Here is a 23715-nt window from a genome sequence, read left to right on the forward strand (position 1 = left end):
CGAGGTATGCCCAGTGCACAGCACAAGCGTCGAACCGACAGCTTCTTTGTCGCGCCCTCAATCATTTTCTTCGGCCAAACAGCACCTTTAGATGAGAGGGCAACTGCTTTTTTAAAACATCGTTCTCTGCTTCCAGCATTGCCAACCTGGCCTGCAGCGAGTCGATGAGATCTTGATCCTGAGGCCGAGTAGTTTGCGCGGCTCCTACCTGCTCCTTGCGCCACCGTGAAACCCAGCGCCGCAACGCGGTAGGCCCTACGCCAGTCTGCTCACACGCCTTAGGCACTGAGTAGTTCAACTCAACGACCAGGCGAATAGCCTCGGCTTTTTCTTCGGCTGTAACGACTCGAAATCCCATGATGCTTCCTTAGGTTGATACTCCTACATCATGGTCCATAAATATTGAGCCACAACAACTTGTTGGCGAGAGGGGCTAACACGTTTCTCCAGACATGCCGCCCTCGCGAACAAGTTCGCTCCTACCCCGGCCGCGGAGGTTCAGACTTGCCGCGTTCGAAGGTAGGATGCAACTTGTTGGCGAGAGGGGCTAATGCGGTTTTCCAGACACGCCGCCCTCGCGAACAAGTTCGCTCCTACCCTTGCACCGCACAGGTTCAGCCTTGCCGCGTTCGAAGGTAGGAGGCAACTTGTTGGCGAGAGGGTTTGACGCGGTTCTTCAGGCACGCCACCTCGCGAACAAGTTCGCTCCTACCCTGCACGGCGCAGGCTCAGGCATTTGTTGCATAACTGCGCCGTGTCGAAAAAACGGCGACAGCTCAATCACCCTCACATCTTGAAGCGCAACGCCAACTGATTCAGGCCCACTGCCAACTGCGACAGCTCGCTGCTGGCTGCCGAGGTCTGGTTGGCACCTGCCGAGGTCTGCAGGGACAGGTCGCGGATGCTGGTCAGGTTACGGTCAACTTCGCGGGCGACTTGCGCTTGCTCTTCGGTGGCCGAGGCAATGCTCATGTTGCGTTCGTTGATCTGCACAATGGCGGCAGTAATTTCCTTCAGCGCCAGGCCAGCTGCTTCGGCGACATCAAGGCTGGCGCGGGCGCGCTCGCTGCTGTGGCCCATGGCGCTGACCGCTTTACCGGCACCGTCCTGAATCGAGGCGATCATTTTTTCGATTTCGGCAGTGGACTGCTGAGTACGATGGGCCAGCGCCCGTACTTCGTCTGCCACCACCGCAAAACCACGACCGGCTTCGCCTGCTCGTGCGGCTTCGATAGCCGCGTTGAGGGCAAGCAGGTTGGTCTGGTCGGCGATTCCACGAATCACATCCAGCACGCCGCTGATGCCTTGCACTTGAACGGCCAGCCCGTCGATTTCCACTGCGGTGACGCCGACTGCCTGATGCAGTTCATTGATCACGCTCACGGTTTCGCCAACACGCTTGCTGCCATTTTCTGCCGACTGACTCGAATCACGTGCTGCGGTCGAGGCCAGCGATGCATTGCGGGCCACTTCTTCAACGGCCGCGCTCATCTGGTTGATGGCCGTAGCCGCCTGGTTGATTTCATCGTTCTGACGCTGCACACCGCGCAATGAATCTTCGGTGACGGCGGTCATTTCTTCTGAAGTCGATGCCAGTTGCGATGACGAATCGCTCAGTTCACCCAGTGTGCGACGCAGATTTTGTTGCATGACCGACAGCGCTTGCAGCAATCGGCCCGGTTCATCCTTGCCGTCCACATCGATTGGCTTGCTGAGGTCGTTGGAGGCAATCTGCTGAGCGACAGCCAAGGCCTTGGCAATGGGCGCAACCAGGCTGCGGGTGAACAGTGCGGCCAGGGCCAGTGTCGCAATCAGCGCTACGATAATGGCAATGATGGTGACGTTGCGCGATTGGGAATACGTCTGGTCGGCAATGGCATCGGACTCCGCCATCTTGAGATTGGCCAGGCGCGAAACCTCGGTGATGTCCTTGCTCAACTGTTCGGCCGCTTGAGTCATCTCGCCCGTGGCGTTGGTCATTGCGTTGATAAGGTCTTCACGCTTCTGGGCGACCGCGTCCAGAAAGCGCGTATGCACGGCAAGGTACGCCATCAGGTTGCGTTCCATACTGCTGAACGCTTTCTGGCCGGCTTCTGTGATCAACAAAGGTTTCAACTTGCGCACGTCTGTTTCCAGGCCGGCACGCGCCTGGCTGATGCGATCAAGCTGTCGCTTTGCTCCATCCGCGTCTGATGCCGCGCGCAGGCCGGTATTGCCCAGACGGATGGTCACCAGATCTGTCTTGATCTGCTCAATGGCCTGGATGGTCGGCAACACGTTGTCCTGCAATGCCTCTCGTGATTCTTTCAGGCCAACTGACTGCTGTAATGAGAACAGGCCCAGAGCGGTGATCAGTAAGGCAAAAAAGCCAAAGCAGAGCAGCGATCGGGGGGCGATGTTGAGATTTCTCAGATTCATGCGAATAGCCTGTCGAGAGAGGAAACGTTAGTAACCTATCGACGTTTAACGTTTCAGCTTGAGTCCTCTTAGTTGATTATTTTGAAATATCCAGTAATAAGCGGAAAAAAGTCTTAAATATCAGAGGCATTGGTTAAGAGCATTGATTTAGACATGTCGTGATAGCTTATCGCCTGCATGACTTTTGCTGGAAACGCAGATGTGGGTGTCCAGTCTTTGCTTTGCAGGAATGAAATCAGTGCCGCTCCCGGACAGCGGCACTCGCAAGGGTCATGCAGCCTGTAGTTGATCTTGAGCATCCAGATAGTCCGCAAGATTGTGAAGGTACACCACGGGCTGTCCTTTACTGGAGCCGCCCAGACGAGTGACTTTGAGGGCAATTGCGCCACTGCTGATCTTGCGCATCAGATAGCGATCACTGGATATGTGAGAGAAATATCGCTCTCGAACGGCACTCAGGGTAGGGCACGGCGTGGCGAATTGGGACCTCAGTTGATTGAGCGTCTGGCTCATGCCGCGTCACCTCCCCATGGGTTGAACTCAGTTGCACTGGCTGGTTTGCACTGCTCACGTCGTTTTCGCGGTGTGATGATCAGGAGCAGACCAACTTGCTGCTGGATAGCCCGAATCGCATCAGGACTCGCAGCCGCTGCCGGATGCAAGTACACCTGGCAGCGAGGATGTTGCTTTGGATTTTTCATGACTCGTACTCGGTAATGAATGGGTACGAGATTAAATTAGCAATAGCTAAATATTTATACAATAGCGTTTGCTAAATATTTCCTTTCCTGTAAATGGTCGCTCAGTCTTGAGCCGGGACATCCCAGAACACGCGCACTGACCCATCGTCCTGAACGTTTGCATACACACCGTCGGTCTCGGTGATGGCATCGATGATCTGATCCCAGTCTTGCTGGGACTCATCCGGTGCCTTGTAAACCAGCGCGGCGTGCTCCTTACGAGCGGCGGGAGAGGTGATGATCTTCTGAAGGCGTGCGCCAAGCAATTCAAGCGATGTAGGGGGAACGAGGGCTTTGGGTTGCGTGTTGGACATGTGATCCTCCTTGGCATTATGTATATACATACAGTAAGTATCGAAGGGCTAAACGGCAAGAAAAAAAGAGTACGCGTGTACTCTTTTTCGGTTGGGGCGTTAAAAAGCCCGCAGAGGCGGGCGGATTCATTGACGTTGTCAGAGGCTCAAAGCTTCCTGGCATTCCACACGAGTAATACCCGCGCCTGAATATGGATTTTTTCCAGATCAGCGCCGTCGATCATGATGGGGGGGTAAACAGGGTTGTCCGAGATCATCCGCAGCGCCCCACCGGTCAGTCGCTGCAGACGCTTGATGAATAGATCACCATCAAGGGTAAATACATAAACCGCATCGGTGCGGACTTCGGTAATTCCCCGGTCTACCAGCAACGAGTCTCCATCGCGAAAGGTGCCTTCCATGCTGTCGCCATCACCGGTGATGATTGCCAGGTTTTCGAGGCTGGAGTACGGCACGCCTTGGGTTTTCAGCCAGTCCAGGTGGACTGTCATCTCTCGGATGACTTCGACCTGGTTTTCCGGAACCAGACCGTAGCCCATTGACGCGGCGACATTGAGGTGCGGGATGGTAATGAACCCCAAGGATTCCATGACTTTTTTGGTATCGACGGGAGGCGCTGTTTTCGGTGCAGCTCCATCCAGCAGTTCATTGGCGTCTGAGATTTCCGGCGTAACCAGCGTGCCTGCGGGCAGATCAATCTTGCCCTCAAGGGTGGCAGCTGCCTTCTCGCCCAGCTTTCGATGGCCGTTCAACAGTTGCGACAAGTAAGACGCGTCCAGACCGAACTGGTTGGCAAAGTCTTTCTGAGTGAGGCCAGCCATCGCATGGCGAAGGGCTATAAGGCGTTGTTCGTAGATATCCATGGCCTAATCATCGCTTTGCGTTAGCAGACAGTAAATTACATTTTGCTATTGATGTAAATATTAGCGGTTGCTAATCTTTTTGTTCATCCCACTGGTTTACGACGGTTTGCCTGACTTCGGTCAGGTTGCCTCGTCGCGCCCTGGGTTTTTCACGCTGCCTGCCGTGGCGGGCATCGAGTTGAATGGAGAGGGAACAAAGTGATCAAGGAAATTGAAAAGCTGATGGTGCATTGGGGCGAGCAAACACGTGAGCGAGGTCTGGGTGGCGGCCTTGGCAGCCAGTTGGGCGCATTGATCGAATGGGGTGGGGCACCACCGCGCAGTACACCGGGCTCGCGGGTTCTCGCTGGCGGCACTGGCCTGGACGAAATTGCCACCGCGATAGATCGCGCGGTGGCGCAGTTGCAGCGCACACCCGGTCAGGCGGCTTTAGCCAGACTGGCCACGCAACGCTACTGTGAACTGGTGCCGGTGCGCGAGCAGATGCGCACCGCAGGGATTGCCGAAGGGGCAGATCGAACTTACCGCAACTGGGTGCAGCGCCTGCATGAGCAGGTGATGTCGATGGTGATGGCGAGTGTGAGCAAGCGTGGCATGCCGTCCAGCAAGTGACGCATGCAAGCCCTGAGTTGAAATTTACTTCCCGTAGGAGCGCACGAGCAACGCGAGGCCGCGATGGCGATGTGTCAGGCAGAACGCAATGGCGGCCTCGCGTTGCTCGTGCGCTCAACAGCTAATACTGAATTGAAATGCATTTTCTGTAGGAGCTGCCGAAGGCTGCGAAGCATTTCTTCCGGTACACCGCGATCGCAGCCTTCGGCAGCTCCTACAGATCCTTTGTTTACTTCGCGACAGCGGTGTCATCCATTTGCCGAGCTCCTGAAATGATGACCTGGCAACCGTTCGTCGAGCTACTTTGTCGTGTTGTTGTCACATTCCTGTCGCGTTCAAGTCGCATGTGAACCCCCTCAAAATCGCCTCTTCCCATGCTTTCCGGCGGCAGGTACAAAGGCGGCACGATCTGAGATTTACGCCTGAGGCAGCAACGGCAGGCAGGCTTTTTCAGCCACTTAATCAGGCCTTCTACATGCAGTCACCCACCCCGCTTCGGCGGGGTTTTCTTTTTCCCCTCTGGAATAGCAATGGAGTATGAGCATGGCCGAGCCAGCGAGCACGGCCGCATCTGTCGTGGTCGCTGGTGCGGCCGGTGCGGTTTTCCCAGGGTTTTGGACCGGCATCGATGCAGTTGCCGCCATCGGCGCGTTGGCGGGTGCATTGGTTTTCTATACCACCACAGAAAAAATGCCGGTCTGGAAAAGGATAGTCTTTCTGATGGTTTCCTTCGTAATGGGTTATTTATTCGCCCCCGCTCTGGTGGATTTCGAGCTGTGGGGGATTCGTCCTTTCAAGCATTCGGGGCCCGCCGCATTCGGGGCATCCGTCCTAGTGGTCACTGTGGCGCTGGCAGCCATCAATCGGCGTGGCAGATTAGAGTCTGGAAATCAGGATGGATAAGCTTTTGATTAGCGCAAACCAACTTGACCCGGCGGTTGCAGAAAGAATTCTCCATACCGGCGTCGACGGAGATGACGCCATCCGCCAATTGAATGCATTGCAGGAGTACGTTGAGACGGTTTGTCTGGGGCGGGCCGGTTAATTGATCCTCTTGCCTTTGCATGCCGGGTCCGTCCCTAGTGTTCGCACCGCAATTCCTTAAGTGCCGCAGCCGCAAGAAAACCAGAGCGTGATGCATAGCGGTGATCGTTCTTCACGCGATCATCAATGCGCATCAACAAATTTTCCGGGAGGGTTGCGTTGAATCGTACTGCTTTGCCGAAATAGGGCGTCACGTCGAACTCAACTACTGCCCATATCCCGCCTGCGTAATCCGGATTTTCGATATGAACATCGATGGCCTGAGGCGACGGCAGTGGATAGCCATCTTCGACGAGACCTTCGAAGTGAAGTGAAAGAGCCTCCTGGACATTATCCAGTGCTTCGATCACAGAGCTTCCGGCTGAGAAGCAACCGGGCACATCCGGGACAATCACACCGTAATCAGAAGCATCATCTTTGTGCAGGACGACTGTGAATTTCATATGTTCGTACCTATCTCGCGAGTCATTTCAGGCCCGCCTGTTTCAGGATGCTATTGATCGTTTTGATCGGGATGTCTGAATCCGGATGCTTAACGGTAACCCTGCCGGGTTTGGTTGCATGCTTGTACTGCCTATGGCTTCCCTTCGTAGCGACCAGATACCACCCGTCGTCCTCGATTGCTTTGATCATCTCTCTACTGCGCATCGGCTCATCCCTTAGCTTAGTCGCGGTGTGTATTATACACACTGTTTTTTTGAGCATGTGAGGGCATGCTGATATCGCTGTTTATCCAATTAGGTGATGGGCAAAGAACTTACCCGAAAAGAATGCTGATCTTTTGCTTTGGCTGAGGGGCATTGCTGTTTTTATGCGTCTGAATATGAGTGCGTTCTAGGGCCTCACCGTGGCAGCGGAATCGAGACGATGAGTAGGCTTGCTGCGCTGAAAGGGCAGGCTTGAATTCGGTAGGCAAGGATGCTCAACATGCAAATCCAGAAGCGCGAAAGGCTCAAGGGAGTGATGAAGGCGTGGTTTTTTGATTTATAGGAAAACGCTGAACTCAATGGGATGTGGGTACCTTCTTGCACACCCTGCTATATGACGCGGTACATCCGCACCCTGTGTATCACCTGGCATACAGCCCTCCCGAATGAATTCGGTCCTACCGAGGCTGGCCAGAAAGAGCGCATGAATGCTGGATGGGGTAGGAGCGAACTTGTTCGCGAAGGGTACATCCGCACCCTGTGTATCACCTGGCATAAAGCCCTCCCGAATGAATTCGGTCCTACCGAGGCTGGCCAGAGAGAGCGCATGAATGCTGGATGGGGTAGGAGCGAACTTGTTCGCGAAGGGTACATCCGCATCCTGTGTATCACCTGACATACAGCTAGCCATCTCACCCCGTAGGGCTCACCTCGTAAACTCGGTGAGCTCCTGCAGGATTGAGTTCAACTCAAAACCCATTAGCCTTTGATAAACGCCAGCAGATCTTCGTTGATCACTTCAGGGTGGGTCGTGCACATCCCGTGCGGATAGTCTTTGTAGACTTTCAGTGTGCCGTTTTTCACCAGCTTGATGGCCAGTTCGGCCGAGTCGGCAATCGGCACGATCTGGTCGTCATCGCCGTGCAGGATCAGCACAGGCACGGTGATTTTTTTCAGGTCTTCGGTGAAGTCGGTTTCCGAGAAGGCCTTGATGCAGTCGTAATGGGCTTTGGCGCCGCCCATCATCCCTTGGCGCCACCAGTTGTCTTTGATGCCTTCGGAGACTTTGGCGCCGTCGCGGTTGTAGCCGTAGAACGGGATCGGCACTTCCTTGTAGAACTGGGCACGATTGGCAGCCAATGCTGCGCGGAAGCCGTCGAACACGTCTATCGGCAGACCGCCCGGATTCTTTTCGGACTTGACCATGATCGGTGGCACTGCGCCGATCAATACCGCTTTGGCCACGCGGCCAGCACCGTGTTGCGCAACGTAGCGAGCGACTTCACCGCCGCCTGTGGAGTGGCCGATGTGCACGGCGTCCTTGAGTTTCAGGTGGGTCACCAGCGCAGATACGTCGGCGGCGTAGGTGTCCATTTCGTTGCCTTTAGCGGTCTGGGTTGAGCGGCCATGACCACGACGGTCGTGAGCGATCACGCGATAGCCCTTGGACACGAAGAACAGCATCTGCGCGTCCCAGTCATCGGAACTGAGCGGCCAGCCGTGGTGGAAAACGATGGGCTGACCGGTGCCCCAGTCCTTGTAGAAAATTTCAGTACCGTCGCTGGTCGTGAAACTTGTCATGTCGTTATGTCCTTTTCCAGTAGGGGCTGAAGTTGCCGCTTGAGCGGCGCTATTGCTGCCCAACGCCATTGCCGAGAGTGAGCCTACGGCCAGCGCTGTGGCGCCAACTTTGAGCACTTGCCTGCGTGAACTCGTTGGGGAATCGACTTGGGTGTTGTAAGTATCAGACACATAACCTCCAGCTCTCGGCATTGCACGAGAGTCAGCTAAAGACGTTAGCTCAACGCGTGAGCATTAACAGAGTCAGTTACGAATGCCTGGAAGAATCCGACGGCTCATTTCGCATTCGCGGCTGCCTCAATGGTGTGTACTGCTGGTTTCGGATTGGGCCCACGACCCCATGCGGAGCTTCTTTACAGGGCTGGGGGCATCCGTTGCCATGAGTGTTCTAGTCGTTGAGTTGACCGCGTATTGCGAAATACCGATGTAACGTATGTGCTGTTGTCTGCTGCACCGATGCGCCAGCAAGATGCTGGATTGCAACGCAGTGCTAGCGCAGCGAACATCCGCCAGGCTTTATTGCTTAAGTCTCCACAGCAGTTGATCCCGCAACCTTCCGCTGTTTAAGCGTTCCAAGCGTCGCAGGGGTATGGCCTCATCGGTTCCCGGACAATCAGCGATTCGCATCCAGCAAGGAGTGCACATGAATTTCTTCAAGAAACTTTTTGGTTCACAGAAAAAACCAGAGCCGGAGGTCGTTCAACCTGTCGGGCAATCCGCAGAGCCAACTGATCCTGAGACTTTCGACGACCCTGTTGAGACCGAAGCCGACATTGCGAATCAGGCCGCTCGTTTAGCGAGCGAGGAGTGTCTTGATCGTCACTGGGCATCTGTCGGCATCGTCGAAAAAGATGTCATTGCCCACATCATCAGCCCCAGCTTCACAGGCGGACCGTATTGGCCTTCAACCCGTCAGGCTTATCGAATCGTTCGGCGCGACGACGCCATCATTCTGGCCACGGAGGGTCTGTCAGATCCGTTTGATGATGCTGAAGAGACGGGCAATGGTTTCGAGATGGAGCTGTTTCTGGAGACCTCTGATATTCCCGAACAGGCACGCGGCGCATTGGGAGACGTTGACCCTTTCAAGCGCAGTTGGGTGTTTGAAGTGATCCAGACTGTTGCGGCAACAGTAGCCAATGCTGGCGGCGTTACTCACCAGTTGGACCAATATGGCGTGCTCTCGCTGGAGTTGCCTGGGGTCAGCCTCTCGCATCACATTGGTGATCAGGTGCCCGAGCATTTTGTGACCGAAGACGATGCGGTCGGTGTTCTGCTGGGCGGCCCTGAACCGGATTTCAACACCCGTCTGGATGACATGCCACTTTCCCCCGTTCGTTTGGTGCCGGTGGTTTTAATCACCGCCTCGGAGCTTGAATACGTGCGTTCAGGCGGCGGTAAAGCGCGTCTGGATCTTGTGGGCCGGTTGAATGCCGCAGGTATTGGGCATAAGAGCAGTCTTTATCGTGAAAGCGTGGTGTGAAACTGACGATGCTGGCTGCGCCTGTAACAACTATCTGATTTGTAATGCTTGTCTGGAGCTCACGAGCATCGCGAGGCAGCGATGGCGGTGTGTCAGACAATACGCCATCGCGGCCTCGCGGTGCTCGTGCGCTCCTACAGATCTGGGTTTGCTTAGCGACAGAGAGGTGTCAGGGATGCTGGGGGAGTTCTTATTGCTTAGGGAACTCTTACCGCGCCTTTTGGCATCACTGCGGCCATTGCTCCAGCAGCATGGCGACGAATTTTTCCGCGGCCGGAGACAGCGAGGCCCCGCGCCGCGATACCAGGCCCAATGTCCTGTCGACCACCGGATCAATCAGCGGCACGCTCACCAGGGTCGGGTGACCTTCGGCCGGCATCGCCAGACTGGGCATGGCCGATATGCCCAGACCTGCTTCGACCATGCCCAGCGACGTCGACAAATGCTGCACCTCATAAAACCATTTGGGCCGCCAGCTCAAACCCGCCAACGCATGGTCAAGAATCATCCGGTTGCCGCTCAGACGTCCCACACCAATAAGGCGGTATTCGCTGAGTTCGATCCAGGACACAGACTCACGTTTCGCCAGTTCATGGTCGCGACGGCAGGCCAGCACGAAAGGCTCTTTTACCAGTGGCACGAACTCGATATCCGGATGCTGGCCGCTCATCATGTTTATGCCGAAATCCGCTTCGCCCCGCAGCACTGCTTCCAGTCCTTCATTGGCGCTGAGGTCCAGTAATCGAATGCGAATCTTGGGATAGCGTTCGTTGTAAAGGCGAATCACCGAGGGCAAAAAATAGAACGCCGCGGTAGGAATGCAGGCGAGGGTCACTTGACCAATCTGCCGTTCCGCCAGCTCGCGAATATTCAGAATCGAGTCTTCGAAATCGTCCAGCAGACGTCGCGCCTTGGGGAAAAAATCGCGACCTACGCTGGTCAGGCTGACCCTGCGTGTGGTTCGGTCCAGTAGCGAGGTGCCCAGTCCCTGTTCGAGCTTTTTGATGCGCCGGGTCAATGCTGGCTGAGAAATGTGCAGCACTTCGGCAGCTTCGTGAAAACTACCCAGTTCGGCGATTTTCACGAAAGATCGAATGTCTTGCAGCTCATATTCCACTTTTATTCTCCTCTCGGTGGTTGATCATGGGCGATTTAATGTCAGGGGCTATTATTTACCAAAGTGGAATAATCCCTACGATCTTTGCATTGGATAAGCAAAATTATCCATGGGACTCTTGCTTTCAACACATCAATGACCCCCATTGATCAACAAGAGTCTGCAAATATGCAACCGATTCCCTGCGTCCTGATGCGCGGCGGCACCTCCAAGGGGCCGGTCTTTCTTGCCAGTGATTTACCTGCTTCGACTGCTGAGCGTGATGAACTTCTGTTGGCGCTGATGGGTTCCGGTCATGAACTGGAAATCGACGGCATCGGCGGCGGCAGTCCGCAAACCAGCAAGGTCGCGATCGTCAGCCCTTCGACCCACCAAGACGCCGACGTGGATTACCTGTTCGTGCAAGTGATGGTGTCCCAGCGCCGTGTCGATACCGCGCCCAACTGCGGCAACATGCTCTGCGCCGTTGGCCCGTTTGCAGTAGAGCAGGGGTTGGTCAAGGCGAGCGGTGACGTGACACAGGTGCGGATACGGAACCTCAATACCGGCACGTTCGTCTGCGCTGACGTCAACACGCCTGGCGGTGAGGTGAGCTACGAAGGCCAGACCCGTATCGATGGCGTGCCCGGTTCGGCAGCTCCCGTACAACTGACGTTTCTTGATGCGGCGGGCAGCAAGACCGGCAAGCTGTTTCCGACAGGCCAGCAGACTGACATCCTTGATGGGGTGCCGGTGACCTGCATCGACATGGCGATGCCGATGGTCATCATCGAAGCCTCGCTGTTGGGCAAGCGTGGTGACGAAACGCCTGCGGAGCTGGACGCTGACAGCGAGTTCCTGCGCAAGCTTGAGGCCCTGCGTTTACGCGCGGGTATGGCGATGGGGTTGGGCGATGTCAGCGAAAAAGTGATTCCCAAACCCGTATTGGTCTCGCGGCCGGATACAGGTGGCACTCTCAAGGTTCGCTACTTCATGCCTCACAATTGTCATAAGGCGTTGGCAATTACCGGCTCTATCGGGCTGGCCACTGCCTGCGTCAGCGACGGCACCGTCGTGGCGAAGTTGCTCGGAATTGGCAGCGAGTCACCGCGCTTGCAGCAGGTCCGGATAGAGCACCCCAGTGGCTCTATCCAGGTCGCCCTGGCTTACGTGGGGGAAAACGGGCAAACGATTCGCGCCTCAGTGGTGCGCACCGCACGTCGCCTGTTTTCCGGTGAGGTTTATGCGCCTGCCGCGCAACAGTTGGCCAGTTAAATTTTGTAGTAACACCCACTCCAATCGATCGCTGTTCGAGTAGATCGGGTATCGTCCACACGGTTCTCGGCAAGCCCGGCTGCATTCGCTTGGCCAGAAAATAACAACAAGAGAATATCCATATGCTTGCCTTCCTTGGCCTCGCCATGGTCGTGGTCTTCACCTACCTGATCATGTCCAAACGTTTGTCTCCCATCGTGGCGTTGACGATCGTTCCGATAGTGTTTGCTGTCATTGGCGGCTTTGGTGGCACCACCGGCAAGATGATGCTCGATGGCCTGAAAATGGTCGCGCCGTCTGCAGCGTTGTTGCTGTTTGCGATCCTGTTTTTTGGCTTGATGATCGATTCCGGATTGTTCGATCCGTTGATCCGCAAGATTCTCAAGCGCGTGAATGGCGACCCGATGAAAATCGCGGTGGGCACCGCGTTGTTGTCGCTGACCGTCGCGCTTGATGGCGACGGCACCACCACTTACATGATCACCTGCGCTGCAATGCTGCCGCTGTACAAACGTATTGGCATGAACCCGATGATCCTTGGCATCGTGTCGATGCTTTCGTTGAGCATCATGAGTGGCATGACGCCGTGGGGCGGCCCGGCAACACGCGCCATTGCTGCGCTGGGGCTGGATGCCGGGGAGTACTTCATTCCGTTGCTGCCGACCATGATCGGCGGCGCTGCCTGGGTGGTGTTTACAGCCTTTCTGCTGGGGCGCGCCGAGCGTAAACGCATCGGTAATGTGAACCTGCAAAGCGGCGGCGGTAACTGCTATATCGAAGCGATTCTGGGCGATACCCCGCACAAGCGTCCAAAACTGGCGTACGTCAATCTGGCGCTGGTTGTTGTTGTGATGATCGCGCTGGTCATGGGCCTGATGCACTCGGCTGTCCTGTTCCTGATCGGCTTTGTGCTGGCGCTGATGATCAACTACCCGCAACTGGATATTCAGAAAGAACGCATCCTGGCCCACTCCGGTAATGCCATGACCGTGGTCCTGTTGGTATTCGCTGCCGGTGTGTTTGCCGGGATCTTCTCGGGCACCAAAATGGTGGACGCGCTGGCGCAAACTCTGGTGGCCTGGATTCCGCCGGAGTGGGGCCATCTGTTCCCGCTGGTGGTGGCACTGACCAGCATGCCACTGACCTTTGTCCTGTCCAACGATGCTTACTACTTCGGCGTGGTGCCGATCCTTGCCAATGCCGCAGCGGCGTATGGCATCAGCCCGCTGGAGATTGCCAGGGCATCGATTCTGGGGCAGCCGGTGCACCTGATGAGCCCGCTGGTGGCTTCGACTCTGCTGCTGATGGGCATGATCGACCGCGACATCGGCGACTTCCAGAAAGCCGCCGTCAAATGGGCGGTGCTGACATCGTTGGTGGTCACAGCCCTGGCGCTGCTGACCGGTGCGCTGACGTTATTTGTTTGATTTAAAAACTGAACTGAAATGCATTTCTGCAGGAGATGCCATCTTGTGTCCCTGACACAGCGCTGTCGCAAAGCAAACGCAGTTCAATGTGGGAGCGGTGCTTGCCCGCGATAAGAGCGAGGCGGTCTGAAGGATAAATCGCGGTGTTCTTAGCGCGGGCAAGCACCGCTCCCACAAAAAGCCGCATTTATTCAGTGAGTTATATGGAGTTTGATGAGCGCTGGCGAAGGCTGCGAAAGCGGTCATTCTGACACACCGCTTTCGCAGTCTTCGGCAGCTCCTACAACAACTCTGTTTGCAGCCACTTATGACTGAACCAACCACACGCCCCGAAGAGGGCGTGCGGATCTCTGCATCTCCAATAACAACAATGAGTATTGAGCATGACTATGTTTTTCAAGCGTGGAGCCATCGCCGTCATGAAAGGCGCGCCGCTGTTGACCCTGCTGCCGTGGGCGGGTTTGGAAGCCGCTGGTTTTATCGAAGACAGCAAGCTGAAGCTGCAACTGCGCAACGTTTATTTCAACGAGAACTTCCGCGATGAAAACGGCCTGAGTGCTCGCGCGGCCAGGACCGCCAAAGGTGAACGCACCGAGTGGGCGCAGGGTTTCCTGCTCGACTACCAGTCCGGTTTTACTCAAGGGACGTTAGGGTTTGGCATCGACGCGCTGGGCTTGTTGGGCGTCAAGCTCGATTCGGGCAAGGGCCGCAGCGGCACCGGCTTGCTGCCCGTGCATGACGACGGTCGTGCGGCCGATGAGTTCGCCAGCCTCGGCGCTGCGGCCAAGGTGCGTCTGGCCAAGACCACGCTGAAGTACGGCACGCTGTTGCCCAAGACGCCGGTGCTGATTTACAACGATGCGCGCCTGTTGCCTCAGACGTATCAGGGCACTCAATTCACCAGCACTGACATCGATAACCTGACGCTTACGGGCGGTCATCTGGATCAATTCAAACTGCGCGATTCGTCGGACAGCCGTTCAATCGTCCCCGACGGCTTCACGGGTCGAGGTTCGGACTTCTCGTACGCGGGCGGTGATTACAAACTCGGAAAAAACGTCAAACTCAGCTACTTCTACGGCGAACTGGAAAACTTCTACCGGCAGCAATTTGCATCGATCCAGCATGATTTGCCTTTGGGATCAGGCGTGCTGACCAGCGACCTGCGCTATTTCAACAGCGTCGATGCCGGGACGGGACGCGGCGGCAAAATCGATAACGACATGCTCAGCGGGCAATTGACCTATGCACTGGCCGGCCACAGTTTTGGCGGCGGTTATCAGACCTTGAGCGGCGATGCGGGCCTGCCCTATATCAGCGGCGCTACCGTGTACTCGTTCAGCAACGTCGGGATCGGCAAGTTCATCGAGGAGGATGAAAAGACCTGGATGCTCAGCTACGGCTACGACTTTGCTCGCGTTGGGCTACCAGGCCTTACATTCTCGACACGCTACCTGAGTGGCGACAACGGCAAAGCGGGTGCAGCCCAATTGAAAGAGTGGGAACGCGATGCAGAGCTGGCGTATGTGCTGCAAGGCGGGACTTTAAAAGGGCTTGGCGTGAAACTGCGTAACTACGTGTACCGCTCGGACTTCGCCCGCGGCCGTGACAGCAACCGGATCTACATCACCTATGACATAGCGCTTTGGTGACCAAACCTCTAATTGAAGTGTTTTTCTATAGGAGCGACCGGGGTGGCGCTCCTACAGCTTTACGGTTTATCGGGTTGTCACCGGCTTCAAACCGCTGTCTTCAATGGCTTTTGCGCCTTCCTTGGAGGCCATGTATTTCAGCAGTGCCTGAGCCTCTTTTGCATGTTCAGTCGAACGGGTAACTGCACCCGAATAAAGCGTCATCTGCTGCGCCTGGTCCGGGATCAGGCCAACAATGTCGATGCCTTCAACGGGCTTGAGTTCGCTGAGCTGCTGAAAGCCTAATTGCGCTTCCTTGCGGGCCACAACTGCACCGACTGGTTCGGCAGGAATCATTCGTGCCTTGGCGGTGAAGTCAGCGCCAAGGGTCATTTTCGGGAACAGGATGCGCGAGAGGTAAACACCGCTGGCGCTATCAGAGTAGGCGATGGACTTGCTGTCGAGCAGCGCCTTGCGAAACGCGTCCATGGTGGAAATATCCGGCTTGGCCTCGCCCTTGCGTACGGCCATGGCGATGTACGATTTGCCCAGGTCTACGCGGCTGGCTTTATCGACCTGGTCCTGCGCGACGAGTTTGTCCAGCGCAGAACCGACCATCAGCACCACGTCAGCCGGCTCTTTTCGATCCAGCCGGTTAGGGATGGCTTGAGGTGTCTTCCCCATGGACGGCGACGCTTCAATGTTCAGCTTCACGCCCGTGGCTTTCTCGTAGTCCGGCGCGATTCCCTGAACGGCACCCATGATGCCGCCGGAGCTCAGAACAGTCAGCGTGGTCGGTGCGGGCACCGGCGCTGCATGGGCCGCGAGGGCTGTAAGCAATGCGCATGAAAAGGCGAGGGGGGTGAGCAAGCGTGGCATGGCAGGGGACTCGTTGAAGAAAAACGTGACACTAAACGGCGCTCGCGCCCTTAAAAAGTTACCCTGCGTTAATAAATATTTAGTTTACCCACCGCAGCCAACTCCCTAGGCTCGCGGTTCTTCAACGCCGCATATGCGGACTGTCAGCGGGGATAATCATGAATCAGGCGCTGGTCATCGAAGATGATGAGGTGACCGCACAATCCATCGCCACTGAGCTGCAAGCTCATGGTTTTGACGTGCAACGAGCGAGTACGGGGCGTGACGGCCTGGCGATGGCAATCGCTGGCAGCTATGACGCGATTACCCTGGACCGAATGCTGCCGGACTTCGATGGCCTGACCATCGTCACTACGTTGCGCAGCCTCGGCATTCGCACGCCGGTGTTGATGATCAGCGCGTTATCCGATGTTGACGAACGCGTCAGGGGGTTGCGGTGCGGCGGCGATGATTACCTGACCAAGCCGTTCTCGATGGTCGAAATGGTCGCGCGTCTGGAAGTGTTATTAAGACGTCCGACTGCCGAGTCGCAGATCCATCAGCTCAACGTCGGCAACCTCACCCTCGACCTGATCGAGAACACCGTCTCGCGCTCCGGCGAGCGCATTACATTGCTGCCCACCGAATTCAAATTGCTCACCTATCTGATGCGTCATGCCGGACAACAAGTGACGCGCACCATGCTGTTTGAAGAGGTCTGGGGTTATCACTTCGATCCCGGCACCAACATCATTGATGTCCACATGGGTCGCTTGCGCAAAAAGATCGAAGGACCAGGCGCGCCATTGATTCATACCATTCGCGGGTCGGGGTACGTGCTTGGCACTCAGGACTGAGCGCTGGCGCTCCAGCAACAGTCGGCTGATCGGCCTCTACGCACTGTTCTTTGTGGCGTGGGGCGCGGTGTTCACCGGCGTTCTGTACTGGAAGATTTCCGATTATCTCGGCACCGTGGCAGAGCGCACGTTGATGCAGCGCGCGCACTATTACCAGAAAATCGATGACGCCAACCTGCTCGATGAATTGCAGGGCAGTGAGGCGTATTCCATTCCCGGCATCGACGCCTATGGGTTGTTTGAAGGCAACGGGCAGTACATCGCAGGCAATCTCTTGAAGCTCCGGTCCAGCTTGCCCGATGACGGCCGTGTGCATTACCTGAAACGCGGTTTGCGGATCGCGGACACCTTGAGCGAAACCCGCAGTAGCCATGCATTTCTACAGCGCCGCAATGACGGTCGCATATTGGTGCTGGCCCGCGACGGCGGCTCTATATCGGCTGTCGCAGGCATCATCGGTCAGGCGCTGTTCTGGGGCTTGTCCCTGACTCTCATACCGGGTCTGATCGGTTGGCAATTACTCAGGCGCAGGCCATTACGCCGTGTCGAACGGCTACAGCGCAGCACCGAACGCATCGTCTCCGGCAACCTCTCAGAGCGGCTGCCACTGTCGCCCGCCCGGGATGAGCTGGACATGCTGGCGAGCGCGGTCAACACCATGCTCGAACATATCGAGCGGCTGCTGCATGAGGTCAAAAGCGTCTGCGATGGCATCGCCCATGACCTGCGCACGCCGTTGACGCGTTTGCGTGCTCGACTCTATCAATTACAGCAACTGCCCATGACCGATGCCCACGCATCGAGCCTCAGTCTGGCGCTGGAAGAGAGCGAAGCGATCATGTTTCGTTTTCAGGGACTGCTGAGGATTTCCGAGCTGGAAGACACCCGACGGCGATTGGCCTTTGCGTCTTTTCAGCCCGACGTATTGCTGCGTCAGGCCCACGAGTTTTACGAACCCATGGCGCAGGAAAAAGGTCAGGTTCTTGCGCTTGAGCTGGGTGCTGATTTACCCGTCATGAAAGGTGATCAGGCGCTGCTGTTTGAGGCGCTGACGAATCTGCTGGATAACGCAATCAAGTTCACCGCGCCGGGCGGGCGTCTTTGTCTGCGGGCGCATGTCGTGGGTGACAGTCTGCGCATTGAGGTGGTTGACGACGGTCCGGGCATCCCCGAAGCCGAGCGGGAGAGTGTGTTGCGCCGGTTGTATCGCGGCGATGCCAGTCGCCAGCAACCGGGTTACGGGCTTGGTCTTTCGTTGGTGGCTGCGGTGGTGCGCCTGCATGCTTTTACCTTGCAGATTCAGGCCTCTGAGTCGGGCGGCACACGGGTGGTGATCGACTGCCCGCAAACGTAGCTAACGCACTGGCGCGCTTAAACTTTTCTTAACTTTGCTTAATTTGAGACAGGGCAGGTCATCACCTACTTTGGCGGACCTTCTGCCAATCTGGACCCGCTTCCTGTGAAACCACTGTTATTGCGGATCAGCCTGATCTGCGTTTGTGCCCTGTGGGCGAACGTCGGCATGGCCGCTCCCACGCCGGGCGCCATGATTCCTTCCCCGCCCCAGTTATCAGCGAGCGCCTGGGTGTTGATGGACGCCAATACCGGCCATGTCATCGTCGAGCACAACGCAGATGAGCGTCTTCCGCCCGCCAGCCTGACCAAGCTGATGACGGTGTACGTGGCCACCCGGGATATCCAGGCCGGGCAATTGAAACCGGACGAACTGGTCACCGTCAGCGAAAACGCCTGGCGCACCGAAGGCTCCAGAATGTTCATCGATCCGGGCAGCAGCGTCAGCGTTCACGACTTACTGCAAGGCATCGTCATCGACTCGGGCAACGACGCCAGCGTAGCGTTGGCCGAACACATCGCGGGCAGCACCGACAGCTTCGCCAGCCTGATGAACAAAACAGCGCAAAGCCTCGGGCTGAGCAATACCCATTTCGATAACCCGACCGGCCTGCCTGAACCCGACCATTACTCGTCGGCCCATGACATGGCGATGCTGGCCCAGTCCATCATCAACGACGAGTCGGCGTACTACCCGCTGTACAAGAAAAAGCACTTCACCTGGAACGGCATTCGACAACCCAACCGCAACCTGCTGCTCTGGCGTGACAAAACCGTTGACGGCCTCAAGACCGGGCACACCGAGGCAGCGGGTTACTGCATGGTCACCTCTGCCGTGCGGGATGGCAGACGACTGATTACCGCCGTCTTCGGCTCCAGTTCGGCGCTGGCCCGTGCGACGGATACCGAGAAACTCCTGACCTATGGTTTCCGGTTTTACGAGAACCAGACCTTCGAGAAAGCGCTTCAGCCTTTGAGCCGCCCGAGAGTCTGGAAGGGGGCTGAAAACACCCTGGCCGTGGGCGTTCTCGATGACATTACGCTGACAACGCCCAAGGGTTCGCACAAGCCTGAAACCCGCGTCCACATCGATGCCCCGCTGATTGCCCCGGTGGAAGAGGGTGCAGTGGTCGGCAGCATCGACGTGTTTGACGGCGAGCAAAAACTGGCAACCCGACCGTTGATTGCGCTGGAGGGTGTCGAAGAGGGCGGTTGGTGGACCCGCTGGACGGATGCGGTGCGGTTGCTGTTTCAGGGGTGGTTTGCGGGGTTTGCAGAGGATTGAGGTCTATTTTTGTAGGAGGCAACTTGTTGGCGAGGCGGTATACCTGACGCTCCGCCTCGCTAACAACATGCAAACTACTGGGTTGAAATGCATTTTCTGTAGGAGCTGCCGAAGGCTGCGAAACATTTATCCTGAAACACCGCCATCGCAGCCTTCGGCAGCTCCTACAGAAAACGGTGCAGTCAGGTATTGGTTGAATGCTTGAAATGGTGGTGACTATAACCACTAAATCGAATTTAGGGATGCGCGCTGCTCATTGGCATCGAGTTCTGCTGCTTGTCCCCAATGGACACTGCTGGTTCGATCGCCCGGTTTTTACATTTCTTGTCTTGCCGGGCACGGGGCGTGCGCCGTAACCTCCGCGGCTGCTGAATAACTCAGCACTGGATTTGGCGATCCGGCTAGCAATGATGTATAGCGTGTACCATTCGGAAGCGGGCAGATATTGTCCGCGATCCGCTATGGCGGTTGTACGTGGGAGACTTTCGGGTCTGCCGGTTCTTTGCTCCGGTTCGCCAACCTGCGTACAACTGCCACCCTATTCGTTTGGCGACGGTAGCTGGCAGTCTAACTAGCAAAGAGAAATAGACTGATGCCGACAACTGAAACGACGCCTTTCATCCCAACCCTATTCACCCGCCAAACCCTCCCGCTCCACGCACTCATGCTGGAAAACCAGGCCTGGTTCTGCGCCCGCGATCTGGGCCGCTTGATGGGCTTGTTCATCGACGAACGCAAAACCCGCAAGCTCGGACGCGACGAGTGCCGCACCTTGCCGCTGCATTGCTATGGCTCGACTCAGGACACTCTGATGGTCAATGAGTCAGGCGCATACGCGTTACTGATTTACCACCCCTCCGCGCAAAATCGTGAGCTGCGTGAATGGCTGACGCTGCAGGTCGTGCCTGTGCTGCGTGACGTTCAAAACCCAGGCCGCACCGAACGTCCGATCCTCGGTATGCTGGACTGGGATGGCGCATCGATGAACCTGCTGCACTGGCAGGATGAATCGTGGATTCGTCTGCGAGACATGCCCAACATCCTGCTGCACGAAACCCGCGAGAAACGCCCATGGTGGAGAAGAGCGACGCGGTTTTTGCCGATGTAAGCGGCGGCCCTGTCCCCGACAATGCAGAGTTTCAGGCTTGCCGCTTTCAAGGTAGGAGGCAACTTGTTGGCGAGAGGGCCTGACGCGGTCATTCAGGCAAACCGCCTCGCGAACAAGTTCGCTCCTACCGTGCAGCGGCGTGTCAGGCTGGTCAGGTAGGAGGCAACTTGTTGGCGAGGGGGGCTGGCGCGGTCTTCAGGCACACCGCCTCGCGAACAAGTTCGCTCCTACCGTGCAGCGGTGTGTCAGGCAGTTCAGGTAGGAGGCAACTTGTTGGCGAGAGGGCCTGACGCGGTCATTCAGGCACACCGCCTCGCGAACAAGTTCGCTCCTACCGGGCAGCCGCGTGTCAGGCCGTTCAGGTGTTGGCGAGAGGGGCTGACGCGGATATGACAGCTGCATGACTGACCGGGAAATTCACCGAGCGCGCGATAAAACATTTTTCATGAGCTGTTTTGTGCAGGGCGTGAGCGGCTTCCATATCGGAGCCCGGAGCCAGAGTGATCTTCGGCTTCAACACAACCGAGGTGAACTGGCCCGCGCCATTGCTCTCCTCGATCATTGTCCCTTCTGCATTGTCCTCATACTCAAGCACCACAATCCCTGCCCCGGCACAAAGCCCGAGGTACCAGAGTTTGTGACAGGCCGATAACGAGGCGAGCAGCAATTCCTCCGGATTCCAGCGTTTTGGATCGCCCTGGAAGCTTGGGTCGGAAGAACCTTCAATGGATGGCTTCCCTTCAGCCTGGATGACATGTGACCGGCTGTAACCGCGATAGGACGATGTTCCTTCACCTTGGTTACCCGTCCAAGTGACCTGGACTTCGTAATGGTGTGCTTTGTCTGCCATTTGGTGCTCCTTGTGGATAGGTGCCCGGTAGTGCCTCTAAGTCTCAGGCGCTGCTGTTTTACAGCGTGGAAATCCCCTAAACAAACGCCCGACAACGCCGGACGCTTTTCCTAAGGTCGGCACTCAGAAACGATAGTCGGTGCTTACTTCCAGCGTGCGGGGTGCGCCGGGCATGATCAGGTCTACCGAGCCGTGCGCCGAAGCATAATAGTCCTTGTCGAAGACATTGCGCAGGCGCAGGGCCATGTCCCATTTGGGCTGGTTATACAGCAGCGCGGCGTCTACTGTCGTGTAGGCTGGCATGACCACCTTGTTATCCAGTGCGGTGTAGCGATCATCCACATAGTTTGCCCCTATGCCTACACGCCAGCTTTGCGTCAACGAACGCACTAGCCAAAGGTTGGCGCTGTGGCGCGGCGTCAAGGTGGGTACCTGACCTTCATTGGCGACGCCGTTGGTTCGGCTGGTTGATTTGGTGATCTCCGCACTCAGGTAGGCGTAACCGGCATAGACCTGCCATTTATCACTCAGCTGTCCGCTGGCGGTCAGCTCAAGACCATCGGTGCGCTGTTCTCCCGCGAGCACCAGTCTGGTCGGATTCGCCGGGTCGCTGGTTTTCATGTTGGTGCGTTCCAGCCGGAATAGCGCCGCTGTCAAAGCGAGGCGATTGTCGAGCAGATCCCACTTGCCGCCGATCTCGAAGTTGGTGGTTTCCTCGGGTTCAAGATTCTGGTTCGTGGTACTCAGGGCGAAGGTCTCGGCGGAGGGCTGGTAGGAACGGCTCACCGAGACGTAGTAGGACTGAACTTGATCAGGCTGGTAAACCAGGCCGATTCGCGGGCTCCACGTCGTATCGGTCCGGGACATAGTGTTGCGCGTCAGGTCATCGGAGTATTCCTGGTCGAATACGTCGTATCGCACACTCAGCAGAGCCTTCCACTGTGGTGTCAGTTCGATCAGGTCTTGTATGTAGAAGCCAGCGGTATCCTGAGTATTGGCCCCTTTGGCGGTTCGCGTACTGGCCTGGAACGGCACGTCGACCAAAGCATCGCGATAAACCGGCACCCTTGCCACATCAGATCGATTGAATACTGACTGGTCTTTCACCTGACGCCCCAACTCCACACCGCAGAGCAGGTTGTGGTTCATCCCGGCAAGGACGGCGCGCTGCTTGAGTTCGGTCTGGTTAAACCACCCGTCCTCTTTGCGCTGCACGTTGCCACGATTGAGTTTTACCAGCAGTTCACCATTGGGGGCAGTCACAAAACGCGTGGGGCTGGAGTCAGCAAGTGTGTTGTTGCGATCCAGGTCGTAGTGGTAGTAACGACTGGTATTGCTCAAGCTGAAATCGTCGTTGATCCGGTAGTTGACGCCCGCCGTGAACGAGAACACTTCACTGCGGGTGTAATCATCATCCGGATCGGCGGCACCGAAGCGCTTGTCGCGGTCCACGTTGACCGGGCGATCGCCTCGTGCGGGGATGCCGAAGTCAATCAGGCGCTTGTCATACAAATAGCTGGCCCCCAGATCCAGTTCCAGATCATCCGAGAGCTTGAAGTAGGCCGAAGGCGCGATGGCCTTGCGGTCAATGTAGCCATCATCCCGGAAGGTGTCGCTGTTCTCCAGCGCACCGGTCACCCGGAATGCCTTGTCGTTTTGCTGCTGATCGGCCCAGCCAGCATCGAATTAAGTGCGCCTTTTGCCCTCACTGTCGAAGCTGGTACCCACTTCCTGCTTTGGGGCGAAATCAGGCTTTTTACTGATGCTATTGATCAGGCCACCGGATGAGCCGCGTCCATAAAGCACTGCGGCCGGACCCTTGATGACTTCCACCCGCTCGATGTTGGACAGGTCCCGGAAGTACAGCGCATCGTCACGAATGCCATCGATGTACATGTCACCAACGGCACTGAAACCCCTGATGGTGACCTGATCGCGCTGGCCGTCGCCACTGGACAGGCCGATGCCGGGGACATTTTTCAGTACGTCTTCCATCGACTGCGCCCCCTGATCCTTGATCACGCTCTGGGGAATAACGTTGACAGTTTGCGGGATGTCCCGGAGCGGAGCATCGATTTTCAATGCGCTCCTGGTTTCGATTGGCCTGTAGCTCTGCTCGCTGTATTCACTGTTCACCGCGGTTGCGGGCAGGTTTAGCGCGGACGCCGTTTCTGCCTGCAGATCAGGGACAACCAGAATGCCCAGCAACGACAGAGACGCTGGATAAATGCGGGATAGAGTCACCGTATATACCTTTTGTATTAATTATTTTA

22 protein-coding genes and 2 pseudogenes are annotated in these 23715 nt (G+C 56.6%); 11 read left to right on the forward strand and 13 right to left on the reverse strand.

Annotated elements, in window-relative coordinates; genetic code table 11:
• Nucleotides 1–61: 61 nt before the first annotated feature.
• The 6 genes and pseudogenes from CKW31_RS09005 to CKW31_RS09030 form a co-directional block, all read right to left on the reverse strand.
• Entirely contained in the window at nt 62–358 is a 297-nt protein-coding gene (locus CKW31_RS09005; RefSeq protein ID WP_095094025.1) for a transposase, read from the reverse strand.
• A 428-nt stretch (nt 359–786) separates the two neighbouring features.
• Entirely contained in the window at nt 787–1650 is an 864-nt protein-coding gene (locus CKW31_RS30305) for a methyl-accepting chemotaxis protein (RefSeq protein WP_371856720.1), read from the reverse strand.
• A 39-nt stretch (nt 1651–1689) separates the two neighbouring features.
• Nucleotides 1690–2418: pseudogene (locus CKW31_RS30310) on the reverse strand (MCP four helix bundle domain-containing protein); the annotation flags it as partial.
• A 270-nt stretch (nt 2419–2688) separates the two neighbouring features.
• Complete coding sequence (locus tag CKW31_RS09015) at nt 2689–2931, reverse strand: pyocin activator PrtN family protein (RefSeq protein WP_095094027.1); 243 nt, start codon at nt 2929–2931, stop codon at nt 2689–2691.
• 289 nt (nt 2932–3220) lie between these two features.
• Nucleotides 3221–3472, reverse strand: a complete 252-nt coding sequence (locus CKW31_RS09025) for a DUF1654 domain-containing protein (protein WP_095094029.1) — start codon at nt 3470–3472, stop codon at nt 3221–3223.
• A gap of 146 nt (nt 3473–3618) precedes the next feature.
• Nucleotides 3619–4335: a LexA family transcriptional regulator gene (locus tag CKW31_RS09030; protein ID WP_095094030.1), complete on the reverse strand. Its 717-nt coding sequence runs from the start codon at nt 4333–4335 to the stop codon at nt 3619–3621.
• A 198-nt stretch (nt 4336–4533) separates the two neighbouring features.
• Here CKW31_RS09030 and CKW31_RS09035 point away from each other — a divergent pair, with 198 nt between their 5' ends.
• The 3 genes from CKW31_RS09035 to CKW31_RS29810 all read left to right on the forward strand — a co-directional run bounded on the left by CKW31_RS09035 (nt 4534) and on the right by CKW31_RS29810 (nt 5992).
• Nucleotides 4534–4947, forward strand: coding sequence for a hypothetical protein (locus tag CKW31_RS09035; RefSeq protein WP_095094031.1), 414 nt, complete (start codon nt 4534–4536; stop codon nt 4945–4947).
• A 543-nt stretch (nt 4948–5490) separates the two neighbouring features.
• The gene (locus CKW31_RS09040; RefSeq protein WP_095094032.1) at nt 5491–5850 is read left to right on the forward strand and encodes a putative holin; all 360 of its coding nucleotides are present in this window, start codon (nt 5491–5493) and stop codon (nt 5848–5850) included.
• Nucleotides 5843–5992: a hypothetical protein gene (locus CKW31_RS29810; protein ID WP_176469841.1), complete on the forward strand. Its 150-nt coding sequence runs from the start codon at nt 5843–5845 to the stop codon at nt 5990–5992. Before CKW31_RS09040 ends, CKW31_RS29810 begins: the two co-directional genes overlap by 8 nt.
• A 34-nt stretch (nt 5993–6026) precedes the next feature.
• Here the strand turns inward: CKW31_RS29810 and CKW31_RS09045 are convergent, their stop codons facing one another.
• The 3 genes from CKW31_RS09045 to CKW31_RS09060 form a co-directional block, all read right to left on the reverse strand.
• Nucleotides 6027–6434 carry a type II toxin-antitoxin system HicB family antitoxin gene (locus CKW31_RS09045; RefSeq protein ID WP_095094033.1) on the reverse strand — a complete coding sequence of 136 codons (408 nt, stop codon included), beginning with the start codon at nt 6432–6434 and terminating at the stop codon, nt 6027–6029.
• A 22-nt stretch (nt 6435–6456) separates the two neighbouring features.
• Nucleotides 6457–6639 carry a type II toxin-antitoxin system HicA family toxin gene (locus CKW31_RS09050; protein ID WP_095094432.1) on the reverse strand — a complete coding sequence of 61 codons (183 nt, stop codon included), beginning with the start codon at nt 6637–6639 and terminating at the stop codon, nt 6457–6459.
• Nucleotides 6640–7397: 758 nt separating this feature from the next.
• Complete coding sequence (locus CKW31_RS09060; protein ID WP_176469842.1) at nt 7398–8219, reverse strand: alpha/beta fold hydrolase; 822 nt, start codon at nt 8217–8219, stop codon at nt 7398–7400.
• Nucleotides 8220–8862: 643 nt separating this feature from the next.
• On the opposite strand from CKW31_RS09060, the gene CKW31_RS09065 reads away from it, so the two are divergent.
• On the forward strand, nt 8863–9702 hold the full coding sequence (locus CKW31_RS09065; RefSeq protein WP_095094035.1) for a suppressor of fused domain protein: 840 nt from the start codon (nt 8863–8865) through the stop codon (nt 9700–9702).
• A 226-nt stretch (nt 9703–9928) separates the two neighbouring features.
• Here the strand turns inward: CKW31_RS09065 and CKW31_RS09070 are convergent, their stop codons facing one another.
• Nucleotides 9929–10819: a LysR family transcriptional regulator gene (locus CKW31_RS09070; RefSeq protein ID WP_095094036.1), complete on the reverse strand. Its 891-nt coding sequence runs from the start codon at nt 10817–10819 to the stop codon at nt 9929–9931.
• Between the two features lie 168 nt (nt 10820–10987).
• Between CKW31_RS09070 and CKW31_RS09075 the strand changes: the two genes are divergently transcribed.
• The 3 genes from CKW31_RS09075 (at nt 10988) to CKW31_RS09085 (ending at nt 15152) form a co-directional block, all read left to right on the forward strand.
• Nucleotides 10988–12073: a 4-oxalomesaconate tautomerase gene (locus tag CKW31_RS09075; RefSeq protein ID WP_095094037.1), complete on the forward strand. Its 1086-nt coding sequence runs from the start codon at nt 10988–10990 to the stop codon at nt 12071–12073.
• Nucleotides 12074–12195: 122 nt separating this feature from the next.
• Nucleotides 12196–13500: a CitMHS family transporter gene (locus tag CKW31_RS09080; RefSeq protein ID WP_087264727.1), complete on the forward strand. Its 1305-nt coding sequence runs from the start codon at nt 12196–12198 to the stop codon at nt 13498–13500.
• 383 nt (nt 13501–13883) lie between these two features.
• On the forward strand, nt 13884–15152 hold the full coding sequence (locus CKW31_RS09085) for an OprD family porin (RefSeq protein ID WP_095094038.1): 1269 nt from the start codon (nt 13884–13886) through the stop codon (nt 15150–15152).
• Nucleotides 15153–15218: 66 nt separating this feature from the next.
• Here CKW31_RS09085 and CKW31_RS09090 read toward each other — a convergent pair whose 3' ends face one another.
• Nucleotides 15219–16010, reverse strand: a complete 792-nt coding sequence (locus CKW31_RS09090; protein ID WP_095094039.1) for a substrate-binding domain-containing protein — start codon at nt 16008–16010, stop codon at nt 15219–15221.
• A gap of 158 nt (nt 16011–16168) precedes the next feature.
• On the opposite strand from CKW31_RS09090, the gene CKW31_RS09095 reads away from it, so the two are divergent.
• The 4 genes from CKW31_RS09095 (at nt 16169) to CKW31_RS09110 (ending at nt 20592) form a co-directional block, all read left to right on the forward strand.
• The gene (locus tag CKW31_RS09095; protein WP_095094040.1) at nt 16169–16846 is read left to right on the forward strand and encodes a response regulator transcription factor; all 678 of its coding nucleotides are present in this window, start codon (nt 16169–16171) and stop codon (nt 16844–16846) included.
• A complete protein-coding gene (locus tag CKW31_RS09100; RefSeq protein WP_095094041.1) occupies nt 16830–18200 on the forward strand; it encodes a HAMP domain-containing sensor histidine kinase in 1371 nt (456 codons plus the stop codon). The genes CKW31_RS09095 and CKW31_RS09100 overlap by 17 nt, the downstream gene beginning before the upstream one ends.
• Before the next feature lie 168 nt (nt 18201–18368).
• Nucleotides 18369–19484 carry a D-alanyl-D-alanine carboxypeptidase family protein gene (locus CKW31_RS09105; protein WP_095094436.1) on the forward strand — a complete coding sequence of 372 codons (1116 nt, stop codon included), beginning with the start codon at nt 18369–18371 and terminating at the stop codon, nt 19482–19484.
• Between the two features lie 592 nt (nt 19485–20076).
• On the forward strand, nt 20077–20592 hold the full coding sequence (locus CKW31_RS09110) for a Bro-N domain-containing protein (protein ID WP_095094042.1): 516 nt from the start codon (nt 20077–20079) through the stop codon (nt 20590–20592).
• Between the two features lie 358 nt (nt 20593–20950).
• Here CKW31_RS09110 and CKW31_RS09115 read toward each other — a convergent pair whose 3' ends face one another.
• Together CKW31_RS09115 and CKW31_RS09120 are read right to left on the reverse strand one after the other, a co-directional pair.
• The gene (locus CKW31_RS09115) at nt 20951–21442 is read right to left on the reverse strand and encodes an OsmC family protein (protein ID WP_095094043.1); all 492 of its coding nucleotides are present in this window, start codon (nt 21440–21442) and stop codon (nt 20951–20953) included.
• 123 nt (nt 21443–21565) lie between these two features.
• Nucleotides 21566–23686: pseudogene (locus CKW31_RS09120) on the reverse strand (TonB-dependent receptor).
• Nucleotides 23687–23715: the final 29 nt, after the last annotated feature.

The sequence above is a fragment of the Pseudomonas sp. Irchel 3A5 genome (assembly GCF_900187575.1).
Taxonomy (GTDB): domain Bacteria; phylum Pseudomonadota; class Gammaproteobacteria; order Pseudomonadales; family Pseudomonadaceae; genus Aquipseudomonas; species Aquipseudomonas folii.